21 protein-coding genes are annotated in these 24,227 nt (G+C 49.7%); 1 reads left to right on the top strand and 20 read right to left on the bottom strand.

The window, feature by feature from the left end; genetic code table 11:
* Positions 1-15: 15 nt before the first annotated feature.
* The 7 genes from B5F80_RS06675 to B5F80_RS06645 all read right to left on the bottom strand — a co-directional run bounded on the left by B5F80_RS06675 (position 16) and on the right by B5F80_RS06645 (position 4,984).
* Positions 16-231 carry a DUF2905 domain-containing protein gene (locus B5F80_RS06675; RefSeq protein ID WP_087478044.1) on the bottom strand — a complete coding sequence of 72 codons (216 nt, stop codon included), beginning with the start codon at positions 229-231 and terminating at the stop codon, positions 16-18.
* A gap of 9 nt (positions 232-240) precedes the next feature.
* Positions 241-1,263, bottom strand: coding sequence for a Holliday junction branch migration DNA helicase RuvB (ruvB, locus tag B5F80_RS06670; RefSeq protein WP_087478043.1), 1,023 nt, complete (start codon positions 1,261-1,263; stop codon positions 241-243).
* A gap of 3 nt (positions 1,264-1,266) precedes the next feature.
* Positions 1,267-1,869: a Holliday junction branch migration protein RuvA gene (gene ruvA, locus B5F80_RS06665; protein WP_087478042.1), complete on the bottom strand. Its 603-nt coding sequence runs from the start codon at positions 1,867-1,869 to the stop codon at positions 1,267-1,269.
* Positions 1,866-2,366: a crossover junction endodeoxyribonuclease RuvC gene (ruvC, locus tag B5F80_RS06660; protein WP_087478041.1), complete on the bottom strand. Its 501-nt coding sequence runs from the start codon at positions 2,364-2,366 to the stop codon at positions 1,866-1,868. The genes ruvA and ruvC overlap by 4 nt, the downstream gene beginning before the upstream one ends.
* 139 nt (positions 2,367-2,505) lie before the next feature.
* Positions 2,506-2,691, bottom strand: a complete 186-nt coding sequence (gene rpmF, locus B5F80_RS06655; protein WP_087478040.1) for a 50S ribosomal protein L32 — start codon at positions 2,689-2,691, stop codon at positions 2,506-2,508.
* A gap of 32 nt (positions 2,692-2,723) precedes the next feature.
* Entirely contained in the window at positions 2,724-3,224 is a 501-nt protein-coding gene (locus B5F80_RS06650; protein WP_087478039.1) for a DUF177 domain-containing protein, read from the bottom strand.
* A gap of 104 nt (positions 3,225-3,328) precedes the next feature.
* Entirely contained in the window at positions 3,329-4,984 is a 1,656-nt protein-coding gene (locus B5F80_RS06645) for a nucleoside kinase (RefSeq protein WP_087478038.1), read from the bottom strand.
* A 123-nt stretch (positions 4,985-5,107) separates the two neighbouring features.
* On the opposite strand from B5F80_RS06645, the gene B5F80_RS06640 reads away from it, so the two are divergent.
* Positions 5,108-6,127, top strand: a complete 1,020-nt coding sequence (locus tag B5F80_RS06640; protein WP_087478037.1) for a hypothetical protein — start codon at positions 5,108-5,110, stop codon at positions 6,125-6,127.
* Positions 6,128-6,191: 64 nt separating this feature from the next.
* On the opposite strand, the gene B5F80_RS06635 is transcribed toward B5F80_RS06640, so the two are convergent.
* From B5F80_RS06635 to B5F80_RS06575, 13 genes are all read right to left on the bottom strand, one after another.
* On the bottom strand, positions 6,192-6,608 hold the full coding sequence (locus B5F80_RS06635; protein WP_087478036.1) for a SoxR reducing system RseC family protein: 417 nt from the start codon (positions 6,606-6,608) through the stop codon (positions 6,192-6,194).
* Between the two features lie 252 nt (positions 6,609-6,860).
* Complete coding sequence (locus tag B5F80_RS06630; protein ID WP_087478035.1) at positions 6,861-9,923, bottom strand: DEAD/DEAH box helicase family protein; 3,063 nt, start codon at positions 9,921-9,923, stop codon at positions 6,861-6,863.
* Entirely contained in the window at positions 9,920-10,999 is a 1,080-nt protein-coding gene (locus B5F80_RS06625; RefSeq protein WP_087478034.1) for a PDDEXK nuclease domain-containing protein, read from the bottom strand. The genes B5F80_RS06630 and B5F80_RS06625 overlap by 4 nt, the downstream gene beginning before the upstream one ends.
* Before the next feature lie 17 nt (positions 11,000-11,016).
* Positions 11,017-11,409 carry a four helix bundle protein gene (locus tag B5F80_RS06620; protein WP_204246357.1) on the bottom strand — a complete coding sequence of 131 codons (393 nt, stop codon included), beginning with the start codon at positions 11,407-11,409 and terminating at the stop codon, positions 11,017-11,019.
* A gap of 2 nt (positions 11,410-11,411) precedes the next feature.
* Complete coding sequence (locus tag B5F80_RS06615; protein ID WP_087478032.1) at positions 11,412-13,322, bottom strand: site-specific DNA-methyltransferase; 1,911 nt, start codon at positions 13,320-13,322, stop codon at positions 11,412-11,414.
* Positions 13,322-14,392, bottom strand: a complete 1,071-nt coding sequence (locus tag B5F80_RS06610; protein ID WP_087478053.1) for an ATP-binding protein — start codon at positions 14,390-14,392, stop codon at positions 13,322-13,324. The genes B5F80_RS06615 and B5F80_RS06610 overlap by 1 nt, the downstream gene beginning before the upstream one ends.
* A gap of 39 nt (positions 14,393-14,431) precedes the next feature.
* Positions 14,432-15,082 (bottom strand): DUF4391 domain-containing protein, encoded by a 651-nt coding sequence (locus tag B5F80_RS06605; protein ID WP_087478031.1) that lies wholly within the window; start codon positions 15,080-15,082, stop codon positions 14,432-14,434.
* 15 nt (positions 15,083-15,097) lie between these two features.
* Positions 15,098-18,322, bottom strand: a complete 3,225-nt coding sequence (locus B5F80_RS06600; protein WP_087478030.1) for a helicase-related protein — start codon at positions 18,320-18,322, stop codon at positions 15,098-15,100.
* Between the two features lie 9 nt (positions 18,323-18,331).
* Positions 18,332-18,526: a helix-turn-helix domain-containing protein gene (locus tag B5F80_RS06595; protein WP_087478052.1), complete on the bottom strand. Its 195-nt coding sequence runs from the start codon at positions 18,524-18,526 to the stop codon at positions 18,332-18,334.
* 377 nt (positions 18,527-18,903) lie between these two features.
* Positions 18,904-20,448 (bottom strand): 4-hydroxyphenylacetate 3-hydroxylase N-terminal domain-containing protein, encoded by a 1,545-nt coding sequence (locus tag B5F80_RS06590; protein WP_158099962.1) that lies wholly within the window; start codon positions 20,446-20,448, stop codon positions 18,904-18,906.
* 256 nt (positions 20,449-20,704) lie between these two features.
* A complete protein-coding gene (locus B5F80_RS06585; RefSeq protein ID WP_087478028.1) occupies positions 20,705-22,438 on the bottom strand; it encodes a sigma 54-interacting transcriptional regulator in 1,734 nt (577 codons plus the stop codon).
* Positions 22,439-22,557: 119 nt separating this feature from the next.
* The gene (locus tag B5F80_RS06580) at positions 22,558-23,475 is read right to left on the bottom strand and encodes a SufD family Fe-S cluster assembly protein (RefSeq protein ID WP_087478027.1); all 918 of its coding nucleotides are present in this window, start codon (positions 23,473-23,475) and stop codon (positions 22,558-22,560) included.
* Positions 23,475-24,212 carry an ATP-binding cassette domain-containing protein gene (locus B5F80_RS06575; RefSeq protein WP_087478026.1) on the bottom strand — a complete coding sequence of 246 codons (738 nt, stop codon included), beginning with the start codon at positions 24,210-24,212 and terminating at the stop codon, positions 23,475-23,477. Before B5F80_RS06575 ends, B5F80_RS06580 begins: the two co-directional genes overlap by 1 nt.
* Positions 24,213-24,227 lie beyond the last annotated feature (15 nt).

Here is a 24,227-nt window from a genome sequence, read left to right as displayed (position 1 = left end):
AAATCTTCCCTCCTGTTAATGACGGAAAAATATATTCAAAATGAGGGTCAGCACGACACTGATGATGAGGCAGGTTACGATGGGGAAATGAAAGGATACGTTTCCCTTCGTAAAATTCAAATCGCCGGGCAGGTTGCCTAGAAAACGGCTTACGCCGATGTGCTCCAGCGCCAGCCAGACAAAGCCGGCCGCAATAAACAACGCGCCGATTAAAATTAAGGTTTTCGCCATATATACCTCCTAAAATAACGAAGAGCCTTTGCCTTCCGACGGCGACGGCAATCCCAGATGGGCGTAAGCCGCCTCCGTTACAACCCGCCCCCGCGGCGTGCGGTTCAAAAATCCGAGCTGCATGAGGAAGGGTTCGTACACGTCTTCGACGGCGTCGACGGACTCGCTGATCGCCGCGGCGATCGTATCGAGGCCGACAGGGCCGCCGCCGAATTTTTCAATGATGACCTGCAAGACCCGCCGATCCGTCCGGTCCAGGCCGCAGGCGTCGACCTCCAGCCGGTCCAAGGCTTTTCCGGCCAAAGCCGATGAAATCGTCTGCTCGCCGGCTACCTGAGCGAAATCGCGGACCCGCTTCAGCAGGCGGTTGGCAATTCGCGGCGTGCCCCGCGAGCGGCGCGCCACTTCCAACGCGCCGGCATCGTCGATTTCTACGTTCAAAATATCGGCAGTCCGCTTGATAATCAGCACCAGCTCTTCGGGCCGGTAAAATTCCAGCCGGCAGATGACGCCGAAGCGGTCGCGCAGCGGCGGCGCCAGGCGTCCGACCTGGGTCGTCGCACCGACGAGGGTAAAGGGCGGCAGGTCGATGCGCACCGACCGGGCGCTTGGCCCCTTGCCGATGACGATGTCCAGAGCATAGTCTTCCATCGCCGCGTACAGCACTTCTTCCACGCTGTGGGACAAGCGGTGTATTTCGTCGATAAACAGCAAGTCCCGCTCCTGCAAGTTCGTCAGCAGAGCCGCCAAATCGCCGGGCCGCTCGATAGCCGGCCCCGACGTAATGCGCAGGTTGACGCCCAGCTCATTGGCGATGATGCCGGCCATCGTCGTCTTGCCCAGCCCAGGCGGGCCGTACAGCAGCACGTGATCCAGCGCTTCCTGCCGCAGCTTTGCCGCCTGGATAAAGACTTCCAAGTTCTGTTTAACCTTCTGTTGTCCTATATATTCTTTTAAATAGTGGGGACGCAGGCTGTACTGCCAGGAATCTCCCGCAATCGGGCCTGTCTCCACAATGCGATGTTCTTCCACGTCTTACCTCCTGCTTCCCAATGCCTGCAATACGGCTTTCAGCAGTTCCTCTACGGTCCGGCACTGGCCAGCCTTGGCTTCAATAGCAGGAAGTACTTCCTGGGAGGAATAGCCCAGGCTGGTCAGCGCCGCCAAGGCGTCCGAGGCAATGCCCTGAGGCATGCTTTCCAGGCCGCCGTCTTCAGCGGCCGCCGCGCCGTCTCCAACTGGGCCGATTTTATCGTGCAGCTCCAGCACGATGCGCTCCGCCGTTTTCTTGCCGATGCCGGGCATCTTCGTCAGTACCTTCATATTCTTCTGATGCACGGCCAGGCGGAACCCGTCGGGACTGGCGGCGCTCAGAATGCCTAAGGCCACCTTCGGCCCTACGCCGTTTACGCTAATCAGCAGCATGAACAAGTCGTATTCATCCTGCGTGGCAAATCCATATAATACGATGGCGTCTTCACGGACGCTCATATACGTAAACAAGGTGATTTCCCGATTCAGCACCAGTTTGTCCATCGTCGACGCCGGAATGGACACGCGGTAGCCGACGCCGTGGACGTCGACAAAACAGGAATCGCGGAATATATGCGTCACAATCCCCTTGACATACCCAATCATAACTGCACCGTCCTTTTCAAACGCTGCGAATGGCTGGAATAGATGGCGTAAATGGCCATCGCCAGCCCGTCGGCCGCATCGTCCGGCTTGATTTTCTCGCGAATGCCCAGCAGGCGCATGGTCATATCGATGACCTGCTCCTTCGTCGCCCGGCCGTAGCCCGTCACGCCCTGCTTTACCTGCAGCGGCGTAAATTCCAGCAAGGGAATGCCGGCCTGCTGCGCCGTCAGGAGAATGATGCCGCGAGCCTGGCCGACGGTAATAGCCGTCGTGACGTTGCGGTTGAAAAACAGCTGTTCTACGCCGATAATATCGGGCTTATACTTAGCGTACAGCTCGTTCAGCCCTTCAAAGATAGTCACGAGGCGTTCGCCGTCGCTGTGGTCCGGCGTCGTTTGAATCGTTCCGTATGTAACCGGTGTAAGACGGCTTCCCTGGGCGTCGACGATGCCGAAGCCGCAGATGGCCGTTCCCGGGTCTATTCCCATGGCCCGCATGAATATCCTTCCTTTCACTACGAAAGCTGTACCGTTTATTATACCATGAATCGGCCTGCCCGTCATAGAGCTGCCGCCGTATTTTCCATGGCATTGCCAAAAAGAGCGCCCTTACGGACGCTCTTTTTATTTCATACTCTTATTCAGCTGTTGTGTTGTTAACAACCTGTTTGCCCTTATAGAAGCCGCAAGTGGGGCATACATGATGGGGCATTACTGCTTCGTGGCACTGCGGGCATTCAACGAAACCCGGCGCTGTCAGCTTCCAGTTTGCACGACGCATTTTCTGACGAGTCTGGGACAATCTGTTCTTTGGTACTGCCATGTTCTGCACCTCCTTAAACCATGGTACGTATTTTAGTGCTTTGATTTTAATAAATCCCCCAAGACGGCGAGTCTCGGGTCGATCCTGTCGGTAGGACAACTACAGGGTCCTTCATTCAGGTTTGCGCCGCACTGCGGGCACAGGCCCTTGCAGTCAGGCTGGCACAACACCTTCATGGGCTCGCTGAGGATCAACGTTTCTCTAATTGTCTCCGTCAAATCGATGTATTCCCCGTTATAAGGCAATACGTCATCAGGAAGCTCTGCTTCCGTACCATAGACTTCAGACAGTGTTGCATTCCGATCCACCGATACCGGCATCAGACAGCGGCTGCATGCATACATGCCGGATGTACGAACTGTTCCTTTGACGACGATGTGCGTGCCATCGGACCAGAACGCGCCTTCCACAGCCACAACATGGTTTTTCCAAGGAAAAGCGTCTACATCACCTAAATCGGCAGCCGGCTTTTGAAAGGAAAAAGGAACTTTCCTTCCTTCCTCCTTTAGTGCTTCTTCGACTTGTAGTTTCATATTTCTACCTCGACTTTACTATTATATCTATCTGTAAATGCTTTGTCAATATATTTTTAGGGAATCGCCGGAAGGCCGGAAAAAGCCGGAATCCCGCCGTTCTGTCAGGGCTGTTTCCGTTCAGGGCCGATAAATTCCCGCAGGAGAGAATTGCTGGGAACGACGGACGCATCCAGTCCCTTGAAGGGGTTCAGGAATTTCAGCAGCCGCTGCGCTTCGGCATAATGGGAGCTTTCCTTGTCAATGGAGCGCAGCAGGGGCTCGGCGTAGGGCTTCAGCACGGACAGCTCGTACGGCAGAGCCGTGTTGAAAATCGTATCAGCGTCTTCCTGATAGGGGTAAATATTCACTTCTTCGCCACGGCGCACGTCGGCCCATATGTCCATCGTATCCAAGGGGCCGCGGTTGCGGAACTGCTGGTCCCGTACCATACGGCGGATAATCCGCGTGTCTGCCGTCGAAATGCGGTTGTGGTCGTTGATGCGTATCTGCGTCAGCACGCCCAGGGTGATCTTATATTTTTCGTACCGCGGCAGCATATACGTCAGCGAATCGTTCAGGGCATGGAGCCCTTCGACGACGATGGGCTGCTCCGGCTCCAGATGGACGGGCTTTTCGTCGAAATAGCGCTTGCCGCTCACGAAATCAAAGCGGGACAGGCAGACGTCGCGGCCCTGCTGCAGTTCGTCGATCTGCTGGTTAAACAAAGGGATGTCAATGGCCCGCAGGGATTCAAAATCGTAGCTGCCGTCGGGATTTTTCGGCGTGTCCTCGCGGTTGTAAAAGTAATCGTCCAGTGATATCTTGACAGGCCGCAGCCCTACGACGCGGAGCTGCGTCGTCAATCGCTTGCAGAACGTCGTCTTGCCCGCCGACGACGGGCCGGCGATGAGGATGACCTTGATCTTCGGCCGCTGGCGGACGATGTAATCGGCAATTTCAGCCAGCTTTTTTTCCTGCAGCGCTTCGGCCATATCGACGATATCCTGAATCGTTTCGTCGGCAATATAGCGGTTTAAATCAGAAACGTACTGACAGCGGACGATACGCCCCCATTCTTCTGCATCTAAAAATAAGCGGGCCATCTTGGGAATTTCCTTGTACGGCGGCAGCTCATTGGGATTATCTACCTTCGGCGTTTCCAAGATGACGCCCGGCGCGTAGGAACGCAGGTTAATGCAGGTCAAATAGCCCATGCTCGGCAGCATCGGCCCCATGTAGTAATCGAAGACCTGGCCGCACTGATAGGTCATGACGGTCTTGAGGCCAACGTGGCGCAGCAGCTCCGCTTCCCGTTCCATGTGGCGGTTGCGGCACATGTCCATAGCCGTTTCCGCGCTGAGGACGACTTGCGTAATAGGCTCGTCTTGGGCGACGATTTCCTGCATGCGCCGCTTAATCGATTCGACGTCCCGATAAGTCACGGTATGGCCGATATCCAGCTCGCAGTACAGCGACTTGCGCAGGGCGTGCTTTACAAACACCTTTCCCTGCGGGTATAAATCGCTGACAGCCCGCACGAGCAGCATGATGGCCGTGCGGACGAGGCATTGATTGCCTTCCAGCGTCGCCATGGAAAACCAGGAAATATCTCCGTCTTTCCCTACCTTCGTCTGCAAGCCTACAAATTCATTATTATATAGCGCCGCCGCAATGCGGGGCTCCGCGTCGCCATAATGCTCGGAGCAAAGCTGCAGCAGCGTCGTTCCTTCTTTGAGAGTATATGTCTTGCCGTTTGTCTTGTCATGCAGCGTAATCACAACTGGTCACATCCTTCCGTATAACGCTTGTTCTCTTAACTATATTCGAGAAAACCGACGTTTTTTCCTTTTTTATGCTATAATGAGAGCCATACCGCATTCTATGCAAAGAAGGAAATGGCTATGAAATTATCGTCTATTCCCAAACCGGATATAAAAATACTGGCAGCCGCCGCTGCGGCCGTCGCCTGCATTGGCACAGCCTGCCTGTCCTATGAAACGATATACAAGGCTACGCCGGAGTATTCCTTTTCCCGTATCGTCGCCGCCGCCCAGGACGGTGACAGCGAAGCCTTGTCCCTCTCAGCAGACGAGGACGCGCTGGCCGGCCAGCTGTTCGACAGCCTGATTCGCCGGCAGCAAGGCCAAACAGCGGCGTCCCGCGCCCTGCTTCTGCCCGTGAAAGGCGAGTTCATCCACGCCTGCCAGACCCTCCTCGCCGGCGATTCAGACGAAGCCCGGCTGGAAAACGCGCGAAAGGTCCTTGCCGACATGGGAAACCAGGCGGGCCTGCTCCTTCCCGCCTCGGACTGGCGCTATGAATCATCGTCGTGGAGCCGCCAGGACGGCTCGGGCTACGCCCAGCTTACGGCCTCCTTTTATAACGATTCGCTGCAAGCGTCGATTCCCATTACCTTTCAGCTGGAAAAGGTATCGGCCCGCCAGTGGCGCGTCGTCGCCTTTGCCGACCCGGACGCCGTCGTACAGGAATTGCAGCAGGCCTCTGAAGCAGCCTTGGCAGCGGCCAACCGGCCCGTTTCCCAGCGCATCGATTCCCTCGTCCAGATTACAAGCCTCTCCGCTTCCGTCGTTCGCGGCAGCACGGAGCAGGATACATACCTGCGCATCCAATACACGCCGAAGCTGTCCGCACAGGGCAAGGAAACCCTCCGGGAAGCCAAAGGCCGGTACGAGCTGCGCCGCGCCGACTCGACGGTCCTCTTCTCCGCGCCCATACGCATAGCCATCTACGCCGACGGCAAAGCTCATACCAGCCAGTTCCGGCTGAACGCCGCCGTTCCGGCCCAGGCCGAGCTGCTCCGCATGGCGACGCTGGAAGGACTGCAAAGCAGCATTTCCATTACTGCCGTCCAGTTGCAAGACGGCACGCAGCTCGAGCTGAAAGATTCGCTGACAAACTGATACAAAAAAAATCCGTATGGAACACGTCGTCCCATACGGATTTTTACGCAGTATGATGAAATAGTTAGCGGCAGACTTCGATGATCTTCGGCTTGGCGTTGATATCGTTCGTCAAGGACCGGTCAAACAGCTTGACGCCGACAACGCCGATAAGAAACCCGACGATACCGCCGACAATCGCAGCCTGCATGGCATCCATGCCTTGGGAAAGGCCAATCCAGTGACCGGCGACGGCTCCGAGGCCGGCGACGATAAGGGGCATGATAAAGCAGACAAAGGCTCCAATGACGATGTTGACTTCTCGCACTTCAAATTTGACGTGCTGCCCCACTTCCGCGCCGATAGGATTCAGCGCCTTGACGACGATGTGTTCCGCGCCGGGACAAGCGCCACAGGCCATGCAGTCCGAATGGCGGCCGACCTTTACTTCGGCAAGGCCGTCTTCTTCAATCGATAAGATCGTACCTTCTTCTATTTTCATGATGATTCACTCCTTCTCCTATGTCACACCTGCATCATGCAGGCAGTACCATCAACGTATAGTAATTATCGTTTATATTATTATAGCATGGCTTGTCAACTCAATCAACACCATTATGGTGTAGTTTTGGAGTATCCTGATATATTCTCTCCGTAACGCACCATTTCAACTGCTATAATAACGGGTAATCTCCTATAAAAAAAGAACGAGCCTCAGTCAATTTCCAAAAAGGAATCAACTGAAGCTCATTTTTTATTTCATGACCTTTTCCAGCAATGCCTGATAGCTGTCTACTACATCATAGACGACATTATTTCCGCTGATCGCTTTGAAATGTTCCCTAGCGCAGTGAATCTTTGATTCTTCAATTAAACGCAGTTCCATAGACCGCATGGAACCTTTCGTTTCCGCTACAAAGTAGATATGTTTGACCGTCCCCTCATAAAAGGCAATAGCCCAATCAGGGTTATATTTTCCTACGGGCGTAGCAATGTAGAAGCTGTCCGGCAGCTTCACATAGACTGCCACATCGCTGTTCGTATCTAAATCAGCAGCAAAATCTCTTTCATTCGTAGAATCGTAGACGATATGGTCATAGAGATGACGCTGCGCCTTCATGGCATTTGACCCTAGCTTGCCTTTGATTGTCGGTTCGGTGAAAATATCCGTATCATAGCGTTCATCCAGCATATGATAGGCAATGTGCTGAATGATCGCCGTAGCTTTTTCATCATTGATTAACCCCGCCGCCTTGATAATAAACTCTTCCGGGTTGTATTTAAACTGATCGAAGACAGACTTTTCAATCCCAGTTAGTATTTCCACAACGGCTTTCCTCGTCAGTCCTGTTTCGCCTACTAATTTTCCGACCAGGTCGTATTTCACGCTGCTGTTGGCATGAATCCGCTTGCTGCCGTTATACGTGTAGGACCGCGATTTTATGAAGGACTCGCCGCTGAGCAGTTCGTCCTTGGACTTGATTTCCTCCATAGTTCCCGTTTCTACCTTGAAAAATATCTTAGGAACATGAAGATCCCTATTGAGAGCACTAATAGATTTCCGCACGAGTTCTTCCGTATCAAAATCTACGACGTAGACGGATTTAGAGCTGATTCGCTGCCAAAGGGCTTTAAACTCCGGCATAGCCAGCTTTTCCGGGTCCACTTGCAGCTCTACGTTTTTGTCGCGGGCATTTTCCGGCATCATGGCGCGGCTATCATAGACCGAATCAAGGATGTCGATGATCGCATCTCGGCAATCGGCAACTTCTTCTGCAACCTTGACGTCACCATTCGCTTTGTCAGTATAGTATTTATCAGTCAAACTACCGCGCTTAACATATCCATTGAAAATCAAATCCTCAAAGATAGCCGCCGCTGTATTTCCATCCACAACCTGCTCATTGCCTCTTGCATCTACGATAACTCTACCTTTGAACAACTCAGCCGTTACCGCTACAGGCCGATCTGCGACGGCATCAGCCATCTCTGTTTGAAGTCCTTTGGCAAAGCTCTCGTAGCTTTCGCTGGCAATTACCGTAAGGATATTGACATTTTGAACGTCATTTCCTAACACGGCGGCATCCATGCGTTCTCCATCCTGATTGACGCACAAGCGCAGCCCCCGTCCCACTTCCTGACGCTTTCGTACCTCACTGCTGCTCTGCTTTAAGGTACAGATTTGGAAAACATTCGGATTATCCCAACCTTCCCGCAGTGCCGAATGAGAAAAGATAAACCGCACGGGAGACCGCTTCGGGTCGCGGTCGAGAAGCAATTCCTTGTTCTTCATAATCAAATCATACGCATCGATATCATCTGAGGTTCCCGCTTTTTTATCACTGAGCTTGCTGTCGGTCATCATGCCCTTTTTGTCGATAGAAAAATACCCGGCGTGCGTATCATGAGCAGAAATAGCATCCAGATATTTCATGTATTCCTCATCGCCGAACTCCCGCTGCATATGACCGATGATATCCTCGTATTCCTCTTCGAACATATCGGCATAGATGCCATTATACGGATTGCCTCCTTCGTCGTACTGCTTATACTTGGCAACCTCGTCGATGAAAAACAAGCTCAGTACCTTGATGCCCTTATGAAACAACTGGCGTTCCCGCTCAATGTGGGAAAGAATCGTCTCCCGAATCTGAATACGGCGCAGCTGGTCTTCGCTTACCTTGCCGACCACATCTCCGGCAAAGAGCTTGACCCCGTTTAAGAACTCCAGCGAGTTATCCCGCCCGTCGATGAATTTCACGACAAAGCCGTCCTTATATTCGTCCAGATTGCCCGAGTGGTCGTACAAATTAAAGCCGATGCCAACTTTCATCGTCTTTTTGCGAATAGCCGAAGCTCCTTTAAAATCAAATTCAATCGTCGCCGTCGGGTCTGCTTTCGAGAGGTTAATCCCTTCTAAATACACATATCCTTCCGTCGCCGTACTGCCACTCTCCGTAATACCTTTCACGGCAATTTTCTTTACCAATCGTTTATTGTACGCTTCCATAGCATCCAGACGATAGACCATATTGTAGATGCTGTCTGACTTATGCGTGGCAGAATAACGCAGCGTCAGCAATGGGTTGAATGTTCTCAGCCGTTCTTTCGTCTGCTTTCCCTCTACGCTTTGCGGCTCGTCGATGATCAGAATAGGATTCGTCTTGGCGATGATGTCAATGGGACGGCGGGAGCGAAACTCATCGAGCTTCATATAAATGCGCCGCGCGTTTTTACCGCGGGCATTGAAAGCCTGTGAATTGATAATCATGACGTTGATCGAGCTGTCCGAAGCAAACCGGTCGATCTCCGTAAGTTGGGCCGAATTGTAGATAAAGAAGCGTATCTTCTTCCCGTATTCCGCAGCGAAATGGTCCTGCGTCACCTGAAAAGATTTGTACACACCTTCGCGTATGGCAATGCTCGGCACTACGACGATAAACTTACTCCAACCGTAGTGCTTGTTCAGCTCGTACATGGTCTTGATATACGTATAGGTCTTACCTACGCCCGTTTCCATCTCAATGGTCAAATTAAACTTACAGGACTCGGACGGTTCAATGCGCTCCGACGGTTTAATCTGATTCGCCCGCTGGATCTTTCGCAGACGTTCCAAAATCATCGCGTCGGAAAGTTCCGGCACGATGGGCTCGTTGCGCCAGCCCATAAACTCATCCTTGTCCAAAAGGGACAGCTGATAGTTGGAGCCCCTGTCCATCATGTACGTAGGCGTGAGATAGGGCTGTCCGGCAAAGACGTCTACGACGGCTTTCGCCGCATCTGCCTGAAATTTCTGATGTTTAAACTGCAGCCTCATTCGTCTTCGCCTCTACTCTCATCTGTTATTTGTTCTTGAAGCAGCTGTTGCAGCGCTTCTTTACTCGGCAAAACAGTTTCGTATTTGCTGGCAAAAATCTGTGAGTTATCCTCCGGCAAAGTCATTTCGACGACAGCATTGTTCTTGTCCTTGCAGAGGATGATGCCGATCGTCGGGTTTTCATCAGCCAACTTAACCATGCGGTCATAATAATGCACATACATCTGCATTTGCCCAATGTCCTGATGCTTCAGTTCCCCGATTTTCAGATCAAAGAGAACAAAGCAGCGCAGCAGCCGGTTATAAAAAACCAAATCTACCATAAAATGCTCTTCGTCAAAGGTAAAGCGCTTTTGCCGCCCCATAAAGGCAAAGCCAGTTCCAAGCTCCAAGAGAAATTGCTGCAAATGACTGATAATCCGGCTTTCCATCTCCGTCTCAGAATAAGACGGCGCCTCAGGCAATCCCAAAAACTCCAAAATGTACGGATCTTTCACAATATCCCGCGGCGTTTCAGCCTTCTGCCCCTCCAGTGCCAGCCGGTATACCTCTTTTTTGTCCGTACTAAGAAGCAGCCGTTCGTAGAGAGCGCTGTTAAACTGCCGTTTCAGCTCACTGAGACTCCAATCATTTTTGACAGACTCGATTTCATAAAAATGCCGTTCTTCAATATTGTCAATACGCATGAGCTTCAAATAATGCGACCAGCTCAGGTAAAATTTCCGTCCCGTACTGACGGTGGGAAGGTTCTTGAATTGGTCAGATAGTGTCTGACCAATCTGGTCATTGGCATAAGCAAGATAAAATTGCCTCATTTGCTTAAGGTTAGTAACGGAAAAGCCTTTCCCGTAAATCTTTGTCAAATACGCAGATAACTCTTTCAAAATCTGCTTCCCATATGCCGCGCGGTTCGCGCCGTGCTGTTCTTCCTCGACAATCATCCTTCCGATTTCAAAATAGGCGTACACCATGGAAAGATTAACAGCCGTCTTTGCGTTTTTTCGCGCCTTGGCAAGCACTTCAGAAACACCTTGCAGAAAATCCCGGTTAACCGGGGGAATCTCCTTTTTATCCATTATTGCTCCCCCCTGTTTCAAAGTTTGGAATTGATAGTTTTGGTAGCGGAAGAAAGCATTTTTCTCAGTTCCTGGCAATCCTGTTCAAGAGAGCCGTATTGTTCTTGTGTGATATATTCTGTGTCTCTGAGAAGGTCCAGCCAGTACAAGGTTTCCATACACTCTTTCAGCGCAATGTACAGTTTAGCCACAAAATCCCTTCGGCTTATTGCGCACTCTGATTCAGCAATGTTAGCTCCTATGCTCGTACCGCTTCGCAGAATCTGCTTTGACAGCACATATTCGTGTTTTTCATCGCATAGATACTGATAAAGCCGGACAATACGCACTGCAAATTTCTTACTCTTATATTTTACAGTTCTCTTCTCATCCGTAACGTCTAACTCCACACTCCAACTTTCACACTTCACACTCATATAACTCTTATTCGCTTGGAAATATCGTTGGCATCTTCCGGCATATAGAGCTTGAAAATCTCGAATACGTTGATTTTCGCCGGGCTGTCGGCAAAGCCAGCGTCGCGGAACACGGCCCGCAAAGGCTTGCGCTTGGCGATTTCCTTTACGACGCTTTCAGGAATATTGTTATCAAAGCAAGCAATGAGGTCGCCGTCGTTGTAGATATGGACAGTACAGCCGTCGATTTGCTCCGACGTATACGGCAAAGACAAGGGCAGGCCCCAGTCCAACAGGCAGCCAAAAAGCAAGTCGAGATCGGTACGGTCTTCCTTGATGTTCGATTCCAAGCCCGTAAGCATCCCCTGCTCGTAGTCGCCGGCGGCATAATATACATCTTTCATGTTGGAATCGTCCAATTTAAGGACGCGGAACCCGACGTCCAAATCCTGCGTAGTCAGCGGATTGTCCGCCTTGACTTTTTCACCAGCGCGGCGAATGCGCTCTTTGCCTATTTCGCAGATGTTTTTGTAACCGGCTTTATAGGCTTCACTTTTTTCATCACAAGGCTCAGGAAGCTGTATCATAACAAAGTTTCTGCCTCTTTTGTCTTCTGCATTTAATTCAATAACTGCATGGGCTGTTGAAGCTGATCCCGAAAAGAAATCAAAAACAACATCTTTTTCCGCAACCCCAAACAATTTAATGAGCTCTTTCAATACATCCGTGTTTTTAGGACTATCAAATTTTATATCTAAGCCTGCAGGTTTGGATATAAGCATATCAGACCAATTACTATTTCTGAGAATTCCCTCCGCAGGAGCAACCCAATGTTCGACACCAGAGTTCTTCCCTGCACCGTCTAGTTTTCGTCTTATAAATCTCTTACACTTCCCTGTTAACGACCAATACTCTTCAAGAGTCATTTTCATAGAATAGTTCTGTTCATATTCAATATAGTTAGCTACTGCTTCATCTGCTATTTCTTTTTTCCACTTCCATTGCCCTTCTTGGGGAGTCACTCCAAGAATATCATAACGCATAGTTGGTCTATCTGCATTATTCCAAAAACCTTTCCAGTACCCAGATTGACTCCTGCCGTCACTAGATGCCTTATAGATTGCAACCATTTTGGTTTCAGGATTTTTCGAATAAATTAAGATATATTCGAGCCCAACATTCATAGTTGCTAACCCTTTTGCTGCAAATTGTAAGTTCAGATTCTTGTCATATCTTCTAACAGCAAGAATATTACGAAAATTTACATCTCCAAAAACATCATTGCATATCTTTCTCAAATTATAAACTTCCTCTTCGCCAATGCTTATAGCAATGAATCCGTCATCCGATAACAGATTTCGAGCTAGAAGTAAGCGTGAATAGATCATAGAGCACCAATCAGAGTGATATTTTCCTGCACTGGCAGCATTCTCGCGTGTAAAGTTCACATTACCCTCTTCATCATAATAACCTAAACCCTCATTATATTCCTCATTATCCATTATGAAAGAATCAGGATAAACGAAGTCATGTCCTGTATTATATGGCGGGTCAATGTAGATCATCTTCACCTTGCCTAAGTATGCCTCCTGCAGCAGCTTGAGCACTTCCAGATTATCGCCTTCGATGTACAGGTTTTCCGTCGTGTCCCAATTTTTACTCTCTTCTACACAAGGCCGCAGCGTCTTGCGGATAGGCTTGTTCGCTTCTACGATAGACGCCTTCTTGCCTACCCACGTAAATTCGTAACACTCGTCGCCGTCCACTATGTCCGGCGAAAGCATCTGTTTTAGCATTTCAAAATTGATCCCGCGCTTAACCTTACCGTCCTCTCCGCGCATCTCCGTAACGCAATTAGGAAACAACGCCGAAATTTTCTCTATATTCCCAGACGTAGAATCAGTGGTTTCAAACTTCATCTTCTCCATTAGGTGTTTCCTCCTATTTTATTCCGATTCCTGTATTCTTTACGAATCATGTCAAATTCATCGGTATGCTCTTGTAGTTCTTTAAGCTTTTCTCTCAAAAATTGCAAGGCAAAGTTAGAAAACTTATGCACTTTCCCACTTTTAGAGGTAGTAATTTCGAGATGATATTTTTGGGCTTCCTTCATCCTATAATACCAAATCAAAGCATATAAATCTTGAATGCTTATGCCTAGCATTTCTGCAAGTTGTTTTTGTATATACGGATGTGTTTCATCCGGATTTCCCTCTGGAACAGGTACTTCTTCAGCTAAATCAATATTCCCTGTAACCTTAATCACGGGAATCCCATCTGTTTCATTAAAGCTACCTTCCTTAATAAACTTCGCTTTTTTCAAAACTTGTGTTACTAGCTTACGATCAAAAGAAATATCTATACCATACGGAGTAGTAATTCTTCCATTGGAATAGTTTACGATACCGAGATTTGCTGTTTCACTCTTTCGAATCACCTCAAAAACTTTTAGCAATCCATTTCGTTCTTTTACGATTCTTTCTTCAATAATACGACTCATTTCAGCAAATTTTATTTTTTCACTTCGCGCTCGGTAACGATAAAAAACATCTCCACTATTTATCTTTTCACCATCATTTGCCTTCTGAGCAATAACGGGTTTATGATCAGCTTCCACCGTATATATCCATCCAATTTTTAAAGTTTTATAGTGAGCACTATTGTCAAGAGATGGTATATCAATTACAAATGTTCCACAGCTCCAATCCATTGACGGCACAAATAGAGAATTGATAGCTTCAGAAAACCGTTCCTGACTCATATTCTCAAAATTATCATTCTTTAATCCTATGATTTTCCTAGGCCGGTCTTTTACTCCGAAAATAATATATCCGCCACGATTATTAGAATATGCCGCCATCGTTTTAGCATATTTCGCTGTACTGTTTTTATTAAATGATTCTTTGAACTCGACAGTATTGCTTTCTCTGCTCTTTAGTGTACCGTCAACCGAAAGGTTAGAAAGTATTTTTCTAACATGCTCTTCATGAATATCCATATACTCTCGCTTCCATTCCTTTCTGTTAATAATTTGCACCTATATTTTTGCTTTCTCTATTTTTAATCGTTTCAATTCAGCATGTATCTCCATTCGTCTATTAAGCTGCTTTTCCTTTCTCATCTTACTTTCCAATGCCGCAATCTGCTTTTCAAGGTGCCGCCGCTTTTTATCGCGCTCTACGGAAGCTTGTAAGCTTTCCTCCGAATCTGTTTGCAAAGTGTCTCCGGCAACTTGACGCATGAGGTTTTCATAAACGGCATCCATGTTCAGCCCATCTATGCCAAATTGCAGCTCTTTTTCCGGCCCCCAATCGGTATGATAATATTGGCTCACCTTGAAGGCATTGCTGCCGGAACCAGCCGCTTCCTTGTAGCCTATCCAAACCTGGGCTTTCCCCTCACAGGTCAGAACGAAAAGGATATGATAGGGAATTTCCCTGTCGATCTGGCGAAGCACCGCCTCATCGAGGTGCGGAGATTTCAGCTGCACTTCAAGGACTTCTATTTCGGTCACAGCCTCTCCTGCCGCTACGTTCAACGTCGTTGCCGCCAGTTTATTGCGCCAATAGATGAGATGAATTTGTTCTATAAAAATCCGTTTCAATGAGGAACCGATATCGATGTGCTCATAAAACTTCTGCTTTGGTATTCGTTTGTTAAACTCAGTAGAAGCAGGAAACCCAAACATGGAAAATCCCCTTTCTTATTTCACCACTAAGAAACAAATCAGTTCAAAATCATCCAATCCCGATATCGTCGAAAGCAAAGCCGTCGTGCCGCCGCTTTTAAACAGGCTGTCGATATCGCTTTCCTCTTTGGCATCCATAATAGAATTGATTGCCTCAGAAAGCAGCTCAGAGACTTCGCTCATATTGCGCCCGTCATCGGTTTCCTCATTAAAGTTTCTGCACAACGCCATTATCGGCTCGCTTTTGCCGCGGCAGAGCAGACGCATCGTATCCAACAACTTTTTCGGATTCAGGTAATCGCAGACAATTTCACCTTCTTCGCTGATATATACCATATAAAATGGATGGATGCGGTTTCGGTTATCAATGTTCACGCTGTCATTGATATTCCGCAGAACAAAGATTACGCCTGCCGGTGAGTCCGCTGTTTTGCCGACAACGGTATGCAGACCCTTCGGGGCCGTCTCAAGATCGTCGTGACGCTTCATGTATTCCAGCAGATCCAGCCGGAACTCATTGAGTCCCAAGTCCATAATCGAGATGCCGTTGGTCATATCTTCGAGGTCTACGACTTCCTCTTGCAGCCGTTTAAGCTGGGCCCGACGATATTCAAGATCCCCTTTTTCTTCGGCATTGATAAGGTCATCATCACCAGTAGAAGTCATGACCGAAATCTTCATACGCGTCTCGACACGGCTTTTCAAATTGATGTATTCATCTAAGTCCATGTCCGGCCAGAAATTGACGAGCTGAATCGTTTCGTTTTTGCTGCCAATGCGGTCAATGCGCCCAAACCGTTGAATGATGCGTACAGGGTTCCAATGAATATCGTAGTTGATCAAATAATCGCAGTCTTGTAAGTTCTGCCCTTCAGATATGCAATCCGTAGCAATGAGAATATCCAACTCGTCCGAACTATTGGGCATCAAAACTGATTTCCCCTTGGATATAGGAGAAAAGCAGGTCAGCACGGTATTGAGGTCGGCGCGGAGCTTTGGAATAGTAGTCTTGCCGTCTACGTTACCCGTGATTTCCGCGGTTTCCAAACCGAATTTCTCCTTTGCAAACTTGCTGACATTTGCATAAAGATAATCGGCAGTATCAGAAAAGGCAGTAAAAATGATGAGTTTCCGATTTGCAGGATTTATGGGATGTTCGACCTTCTTTTGGATCAGTTTTAACAGCGTTTGCAGTTTTGCATCATGCTCCGGCGTAATGTCCGCTACCATCTGAGACAACAGTCCCAGCTTTTCTGCGTCCTTTTCCAATTCCCGCTTCCACGAAACATAATCCATATCGGCAAGGTCGATTTTGACTTTCTTCCCGACAGAGAAAAAGTCCGTATTTTGGTCGTCGTAATCAAAATCATCACTGTCTGAAATCTCCGTCAGTTTGAGAATGCAGTTGCCAGCCTGATAGTCTTCAATCGTTTTCATCGTATCTTCAATCAGCTTTGTGATGCGGTCAATCGTCAGCCTGAAAGAATAGACCGAGCTTTCCAACCGCTTGAGAAGATTGATACTCATCAGGCGACGGATGCCTTCTTCTCGACCTTGCTGTGTAAGACTCGTCCCTTGGTGGTGCGTCACGTCAAGATATTTCTCAAGCCTCGAAGGCATAATATAGTTCGACGGCGTATAAATCGACAAATTCAGCGACATGAGCAATGTGTAAATGTCATTGTAGTTGACAGCATCGTTCAGATCAGTTAAGCAAGGGCGCAGGGAAATCGGCGGAAGCCGCTTGGGAAATTTGCCAACATCGGCAGTATTGTAATACGTTTCAATGTGCTTCCGGGAACGGGCAATCGTCACGCTGTCCAGCAATTCAAAAAAGTCGAAATCCAGCGTTTGAAGCAGCGCCTCAGTAGTACGCTCTTCAACGGAAAGCTTGACCCATCGATTGAACGCTTTCTGCGCTTGACGGAAGATTTCGTCGATCCCCTTCGTCGTAGCCAGCTTTTTATTGATTTGCGCGGCATCGCCTTCATAAGCAAGAGCAAGCTGATTTTTCAAATCAATGAACTTGTTGTTGACCGGCGTGGCGGAAAGCATCAGGACTTTTGTCCGTACACCTGCCCGAACCACTTTATTGAGTAGTTTCAAATAGCGGTTTTCTTTTGCCGCTTCGCCGGACACTTCGCCGCCGTTGCGGAAATTATGGCTTTCGTCAATTACGACGAGGTCATAATTGCCCCAATTCAGACGCTCAAGGTCAATGCCATTGGACTGCCCGTGTTCGCGCGAGAGGTCCGTATGATACAGCACATCATAGCGCAGCCGATCTTCTGCAATAGGGTTGTTAATATAGTTGCCTTTATATGTATTCCAGTTTTCGGAAAGCTTCTTGGGGCACAGGACCATAACTGACTTATTGCGGTTCTCATAATATTTAATGACGGCAAGAGCCGTAAAGGTTTTGCCAAGACCGACACTATCAGCCAAAATACAGCCGTTGAACTTTTCCAATTTATTGATAATAGCGAGGACGGCATCGCGCTGAAAATCGTAAAGCATCCCCCAGACTTTGCTCTCTTTAAATCCCGTAGCCTCGTTGGGCAGCTCGTCTTCTGAAATATCGTCTAAAAATTCGTTGAAAATATTATACAAAGCAAAGAAATAGATATATTCCGGCGCGTTTTCACGGTACGCTGCCGTAATACTTTCGATAACGATGTCCGTAACATCTTGAAGGCGTTTCTTATCATTCCAAAGCTGCTCGAAAAGATTGATAAAGTACTTTCCGTTCTCATAGCTTTCTGTTTTCTGCACAGAGTAATATGCATTATTTCCGCGTTCGCAGCCAAGATCCACCGTAGTAAAGCCACTGATGGGCATATAGCTGCTTTCATCTACCGTCATGAACCCCATCATCTGCTCTTGCGTGACATTCGATTTAAAAGTCACCTTTCTTCTAATCCAATCGGCACATTCTTTAGCTATGGCCTTTTGCGTCAACTCATTGCGAAGCTTTACTTCAAATTCCGTGCCATAAAGGCTGCGTTCTCTTGAAATGCGGGGAATATAAAATTCGCGCTGGGCTTTTGGTGTCTTTTCCGTTACAAAGGTCGGAGACGTAAAGATAAAGCGCAGCTCGTCTATCCCTTCCATCTGCTTCTTGAGTTCCTGATAAGCATAGATAGAAAAACAAGCTGCGGCAATCGAAAGCTTGCTTCCCTTATGAATAACCGTCTGTAAATCGCCTTTGATAGTAGTTTGGATATTATTAATTATCTGCATGTCTTTGCCTCATGTTAGACTGGTTTTCTTATATTTTCCACTTTTGACTCTTGCATCGGCAGGCTTCAATTCGTCGTCTGGAATCGCCCATTGATTGCCGATTTTTACCGCGCCAGGGATGCGCTTTTCGCTGCACAATATCTGTATGCGCCGCGTAGAGATGCCCCACTTTTGGGCAGTTTGCGTCACGGATAAATATTTCATTAGGCCATCTCCTGCTCCAAAAAAATCGTCTTGATATTTCACTGCATGTATAAACTTATCATTAATAATTATAATCGTAATAGCGAATAAAATCAAACGATGACTAGACCAATAGTTTCTCTCCTCAGCGCTCTTACTACAATCAAATACATGGTTCGGCTAAAATACTATCTATCTACATTTCTGTCTCATTCGTTTACTTTTCAGGTTTCAAACAGGCATAACAAACTCCCCTAGTTCTACTAGAGGTAACTGAAAACGATATAGGACTCTTTTATTGTCTACTGCATCAATAGCATGACAGAATGGGCTCCCACAGTAACATCTCACCGTGGGAGCCCATTATCATACAGTCTATATCTTCTTTTACTAACCCGTCAGCTTTCAACCTTCGGCAAATCGAGGGTCGTACAGATACGGCCTTGGCGCTTGCCGATGGTGTCGATAAATTCTTCAGCCTTCTGCGCGTCCGTTTCAATGCCTGTGGCAACTTTTACGAGGCCTTTCAGGTATTCCCAGTCCGTATACATTCTGGCCATGACGGTCGACGCTTCCTGGTTGCCGCCGCCGTGGAGGGCCATGGCCGTCCAGTTAGAGCCGCGTACCATGTGTTCGATGAAGCGGCTGGCCCGCAGACGATCGAAGGCGTTGTATTTCGGGTTTCCCGGGTTGAAGGCTCTCTGGCACAGTTCGCCGACTTCGGGATTTCTCATATCCAGCTCGGACGGAGCCGTTTCGCCAAAGCCCGCCAGGATGTCGCGGGCGTACCGAACGGCATCGAAGGGAATCTTCGTGCAGGTGTATTTGCACGTATGGGACATGAGCGGGTTGGGAATCCAGAAGCCGCTGGGATGCTGGAATCCTTCTACACCCGAAGCAATGGACAGGCCGTAAACCGTTTCAGCAGTCATTGCCATTTCCGTGAGCTTCGTCCGGATATGACCGGCTTTCTGCACGCCGACCATATCGGCCAACAGACTTGCCGCGCCGCAGAGAGCCGAGCATCCGCCAGCCTTGCAGCCGCCGGCCGTCAATCTGTGGACTGCCGTGAAGTAGCTCAGGAGCCGTCCTACGTACTGCGTTTCGCCGCAGAGGAATACTCTTTCATTCGGGACGAATACGTGGTCGAAGTATACGAGCGCCTGATGGTCGGCATACTGTTTGCCCAAGTCGATGCCTTCGATATCGCCTTCGACTTCGAAGAAGCGTTTATCCTGAGGCGTACGGCCCAAGACAAAGGTCAGTCCCGGCGTATCGGCAGGAACGGCGCAGGCGACGGCAAAATCCTTGTCTTCCGGCTTCATGTTCGTTGTCGGAACGATGACGATTTCATGAGCGAAAAGGATGCCCGTCTGATTGCACTTGAACCCGCTGATGACGATGCCGTCTTCGCGGACTTCGTCGACGTGGACGTAGGAATCGCGGTCGGCCTGTGCATGAGGCGGCGCCGTCCGCAGCCCTTTGACGTCCGTTACCGTAACGGTACAGGTCAAGTCGTTCTGCTGTACGTATTTCAGGAAATTCATGAAGCGTTCAAAATAGTTGGTACCCAAGTCGTGGTCCATGTCGTAGCACGCAGGGCCTAATCCGGCAAATGCTTCCGAGCCGGTGCAGCGGTGCGTACAGCAACCGATAACTTCAGCCAGCGCTCTGGCAGCTCTGGTCTTGCGGTTCGCGTCTTCTGCCGAACGGAGGGGAGCGTTGTAAATACTGACCCGTTCGTCGAGCATATGGGACGGAACAGTAATCAGATCCTGCCAGTCCGGGCGATGCTGCAGTTCGTAAATCTTGGAGATAGCGTTGAAGCTGGCCGCCAAGGGCGGATAGGTCGTAACGTCTTCAATTTTCTCTCCCAGGAACCATACGTTCATCGGTTTTCTGGCGCGAATGCTGTCTTGGAATTGTTGTTTAGTCATTAACATACCAAACCCCTCCTTCGCTGGACTCATATTTCATACACTATCCTATACCTGATGGATCTTTCACAAATATATATGAAATAAATATGCCAAATACAAAAAAGCTGCAAATGGCGTAAATACGGACCTTTAAAAACATATCGGCATCCAGTGCGATGTATATTTACATCGCCTGTATGCCGATATCCTTACTGCTTATTGCCGATGCCATGATGGTACCGCTTTCGTCCAACCGATGCGCGTTGACATCACTTCTATGCTATATTGCATCGTTTTTATCCTTTTCATGGGAGCCGACGCCCCATTTTTTCATTTTCCGCACGACCGTTGACTGGTCTATCTCCAGCGCCTTCGCCATGGCCCGCGTCGAGCGGTATTCCCGGTACGCCTGCATCAGCAGCTCTTTTTCCATTTCTTCTACGGCCCGCTTCCACGGCACGAGACGCTGCACCTTGACGGCCGCCCCGGAATCCTCGCCCGTTCCCTTGCCGACAAAATGGCTGGGCGTCAGCTTGTTTTCCGACGGCAGGACGATCATCGTCTCGACGGCGTTTTCCAGCTCGCGGATATTGCCCGGCCAGTCCTGACGCATGAGGAAGCGGTACAGTTCCGGAGAAATCTCCTTTTCCTTGCCGTACTTTTCATTGAAATATTTCAGGAAATAGTTGACCAGGGGGATAATGTCCTCGCGCCGCTCCCGCAGCGGCGGAATATGGATGTGAATGACGTTGAGGCGATAATACAAGTCCTGCCGGAACGTCCCCTGACAGACCATACTCCACAAGTCCTTGTTCGTCGCCGCAATCAGGCGGACGTCTACCTTGACCGGCTTGGCCGCGCCGATGCGCTGCACTTCTTTTTCCTGTATGACACGGAGCAGCTTGACCTGCGCTGCCAGGCTGAGCTCGCCCACCTCGTCCAGGAGCAGGGTTCCCTTGTTGGCCAGTTCGAAAAAGCCGACCTTGCCCTGCCGCCGAGCACCTGTAAAGGCGCCGCTTTCATAGCCGAACAGCTCCGACTCGAACAAGGTGTCGGGGATGGCGCCGCAGTTTATCTTGATAAAAGGCTTGTCCTTTCGCCGGCTCGTGTGATAAATTTCGTTGACGACGACTTCCTTCCCCGTTCCCGACTCGCCCGTAATCAATACGACGGACTCGACGTCGGCGACGACGTGCACCAGATGAAGTATCTTCTTCATGGCCGGGCTGTGGGCCACGATGGGGCCGCCGCTGCCGTTGAACAAGGATATTTCCCGCATATAGCTCTTCGTGTACAGCCGCTGCTCTTCCAGCTTTTTGCGCAGCGTATTGAGAGCCGACATGTCCTGTATGCTGATGACGATGGTCTTGAGGCGGTGCTGCCGGTCGAATATGGGCGCGCCGGTGCACAAGAGCTCCTTTTGCTTGTACGTTCCCGACACGACGATGCGCTTCGGGTCTTCGTTCATCTTGCGGACCAGTTCGCCGCAGACGGAATGCTCCCGGTCAAGTATTTCCATAGACCGCCCCAAGACGTCGCGCCGCTTGATGCCGAAGGTCGTTTCCAAGGCCTTGTTGACCCGGATGATGACGCCGTTTTTATCGGCCACGACGATGCCGTCGGCGACGACCTCCAAAATAGCGTCGATTTCTTCCAGTACGTCTATGACGTTGTCCAATTCCTGGGCGGAGCACCGCTCTTTCCCCGATATATGGGCGACGATAATGCTGCCCTGCCGCTGACCGGCCTGGGTCCAGGGCAGGAGATGGCAGATAATCATGCCCCCCTCTACTGCGACGGCAAAGCGCCCCTGCCCATGTACGACGTCGATTTGCGCCTCCAGCGCGCCGATAAGCTCATCCTCCGTCACGCCTAATTCCGCCTTGAGCTCGTCAGCCGCTCCATTGCGGTATACGGCGCGGCCGTCTGTATGGACGATAAAAATCGCGCAGTAAATAGAATTCAGTATTGCGTCAAAGTCTGCATATCGGCGAAACGCCGCCTCTCCGTTCATGCCGTCCCCCTCCTTTTTCTCCTTATTGTACACTATTTTCCCGCCCTTTGCCTACTCTTTCCGCCTATGCAAAAACCAGCCTCCCCCTAATGGGGAAAGACTGGTTTCTCTTGCGCCTATTATTTTAAGAAGCCCTGGATGATCATTTCTTCCGCTTCTTCTGCCGTAAGGCCTAACGTCATGAGCTTGGTCAGCTGTTCGCCGGCAATCTTGCCGATAGCCGCTTCGTGAATCAGGGCCGCGTCCGTATCGTTGGCCGTCAGCTCAGGAATCGCCGAAATCTTGGCGTCGTCCATGATGATGGAGTCGCAGGCTGAATGGCCGTGGCACTGGGCATTGCCGATGACCTTGGCCCGGAAAATCTGGTGGGACGTGCCGCGGGCAACGGCGCGGGATACGACGTCCGTGCTGGAATCCTTGCCGTTCAGTTCAACTTCAAACTCCGTTTCGGCAAACTGCACGCCGTCGGTCATGAGCTTTTCCTTGACGATAAACGTCGCGCTGGCTGCCAAATCAGCCTTCGTGACGCGCTTCGTCGAGTCGACGCCCTTGATCTGCGTCGTTTCCATTTCCATATAGCTGCCTTCTTCCATATGGACGATGGTTTCCGGGTTCATGATTTTCTGGCCCTTGCCGTCTCCGTCGCCGTAGTGCTTTTCTACGTAGCGTACGCGGGCGTTTTTGCCGATATGGAAGGTATGAATGCCGTCGTGCTGCGAGCCGTCGTCGCTGCCGCAGTGGATGCCGCAGCCGGCGACGATGACGACGTCAGCCCCTTCTCCGACGTAAAAATCATTGTATACGACGTCCTTGAGGCCGGCCTGGCTCAGGACGACGGGAATGTGCACAGCTTCGTGCTGCGTTTCCGGCTTAATATACACGTTGATGCCCGGACGGTCCTTCTGCGGCTCGATTTCGATATGAGCCGTTGAAGCGCGGCCGACGCTCTGGCCGTTCGAGCGGATATTATATGCGCCTTCAGGAATGCCATGCAAATCGGCGATGACTTCCAGCAAATGTTCTTGATACTTATCCATCAGTCTTCCTCCTTATAAAACTTGCAGTTTCCTACGACGTCCATCAATTCGGGAAGAACTTCTTCCTTCGTGCCGACCTTGCGGACCGTGCCGTCAGCAATGAGGACGATTTCATCGGCAATGTTGAGAATGCGTTCCTGATGGGAAATGATGAGAATCGACTGCTTCTGATCGTGCATTCTTTCAAATACCTTGATGAGTTTATGGAAGCTCCACAAGTCGATACCTGCTTCCGGTTCGTCGAAAATAGCCAGTTCCGTGTTCTTGCGGGCTACGATCGTGGCGATTTCAATGCGCTTCAATTCGCCGCCCGACAAGGATGCGTCCACTTCGCGGTTGATGTAATTTTCCGCGCAAAGGCCGACTTCGGACAGGTATTGACAGACGACGCATTTGTCGAGTTTCTTATTGCCCGCCGCCAGACAGAGCAGGTCCATGACGGTGATGCCCTTGAAGCGCACAGGCTGCTGGAAAGCGTAGCCGATGCCGTTCTGGGCCCGCTTCGTAATGTCCCAGTCCGTAATGTCCTGGCCGTTGAAGAAAATCTGGCCGCTCGTCGGCTTTTCAATGCCGGCGATTAATTTAGCCAGCGTCGATTTGCCGCCGCCGTTCGGGCCGGTAATGACGACGAATTTCTGTTCGTCGATGACCAGATTGATATCTTTTAAAATTTCCTTTGTATTTTTCGTACCATTTTCGTCGGGAACGGAAAACGATACATGGCGTAATTCTAACATGTATTCTTTCACTCC

The sequence above is a fragment of the Megasphaera sp. An286 genome (genome assembly GCF_002163455.1).
Classification (GTDB): Bacteria; Bacillota; Negativicutes; order Veillonellales; family Megasphaeraceae; genus Megasphaera; species Megasphaera stantonii.
The sequence above is the reverse complement of the archived record's forward strand: the minus strand, read 5'-3'. Positions and strand labels throughout refer to the sequence as shown.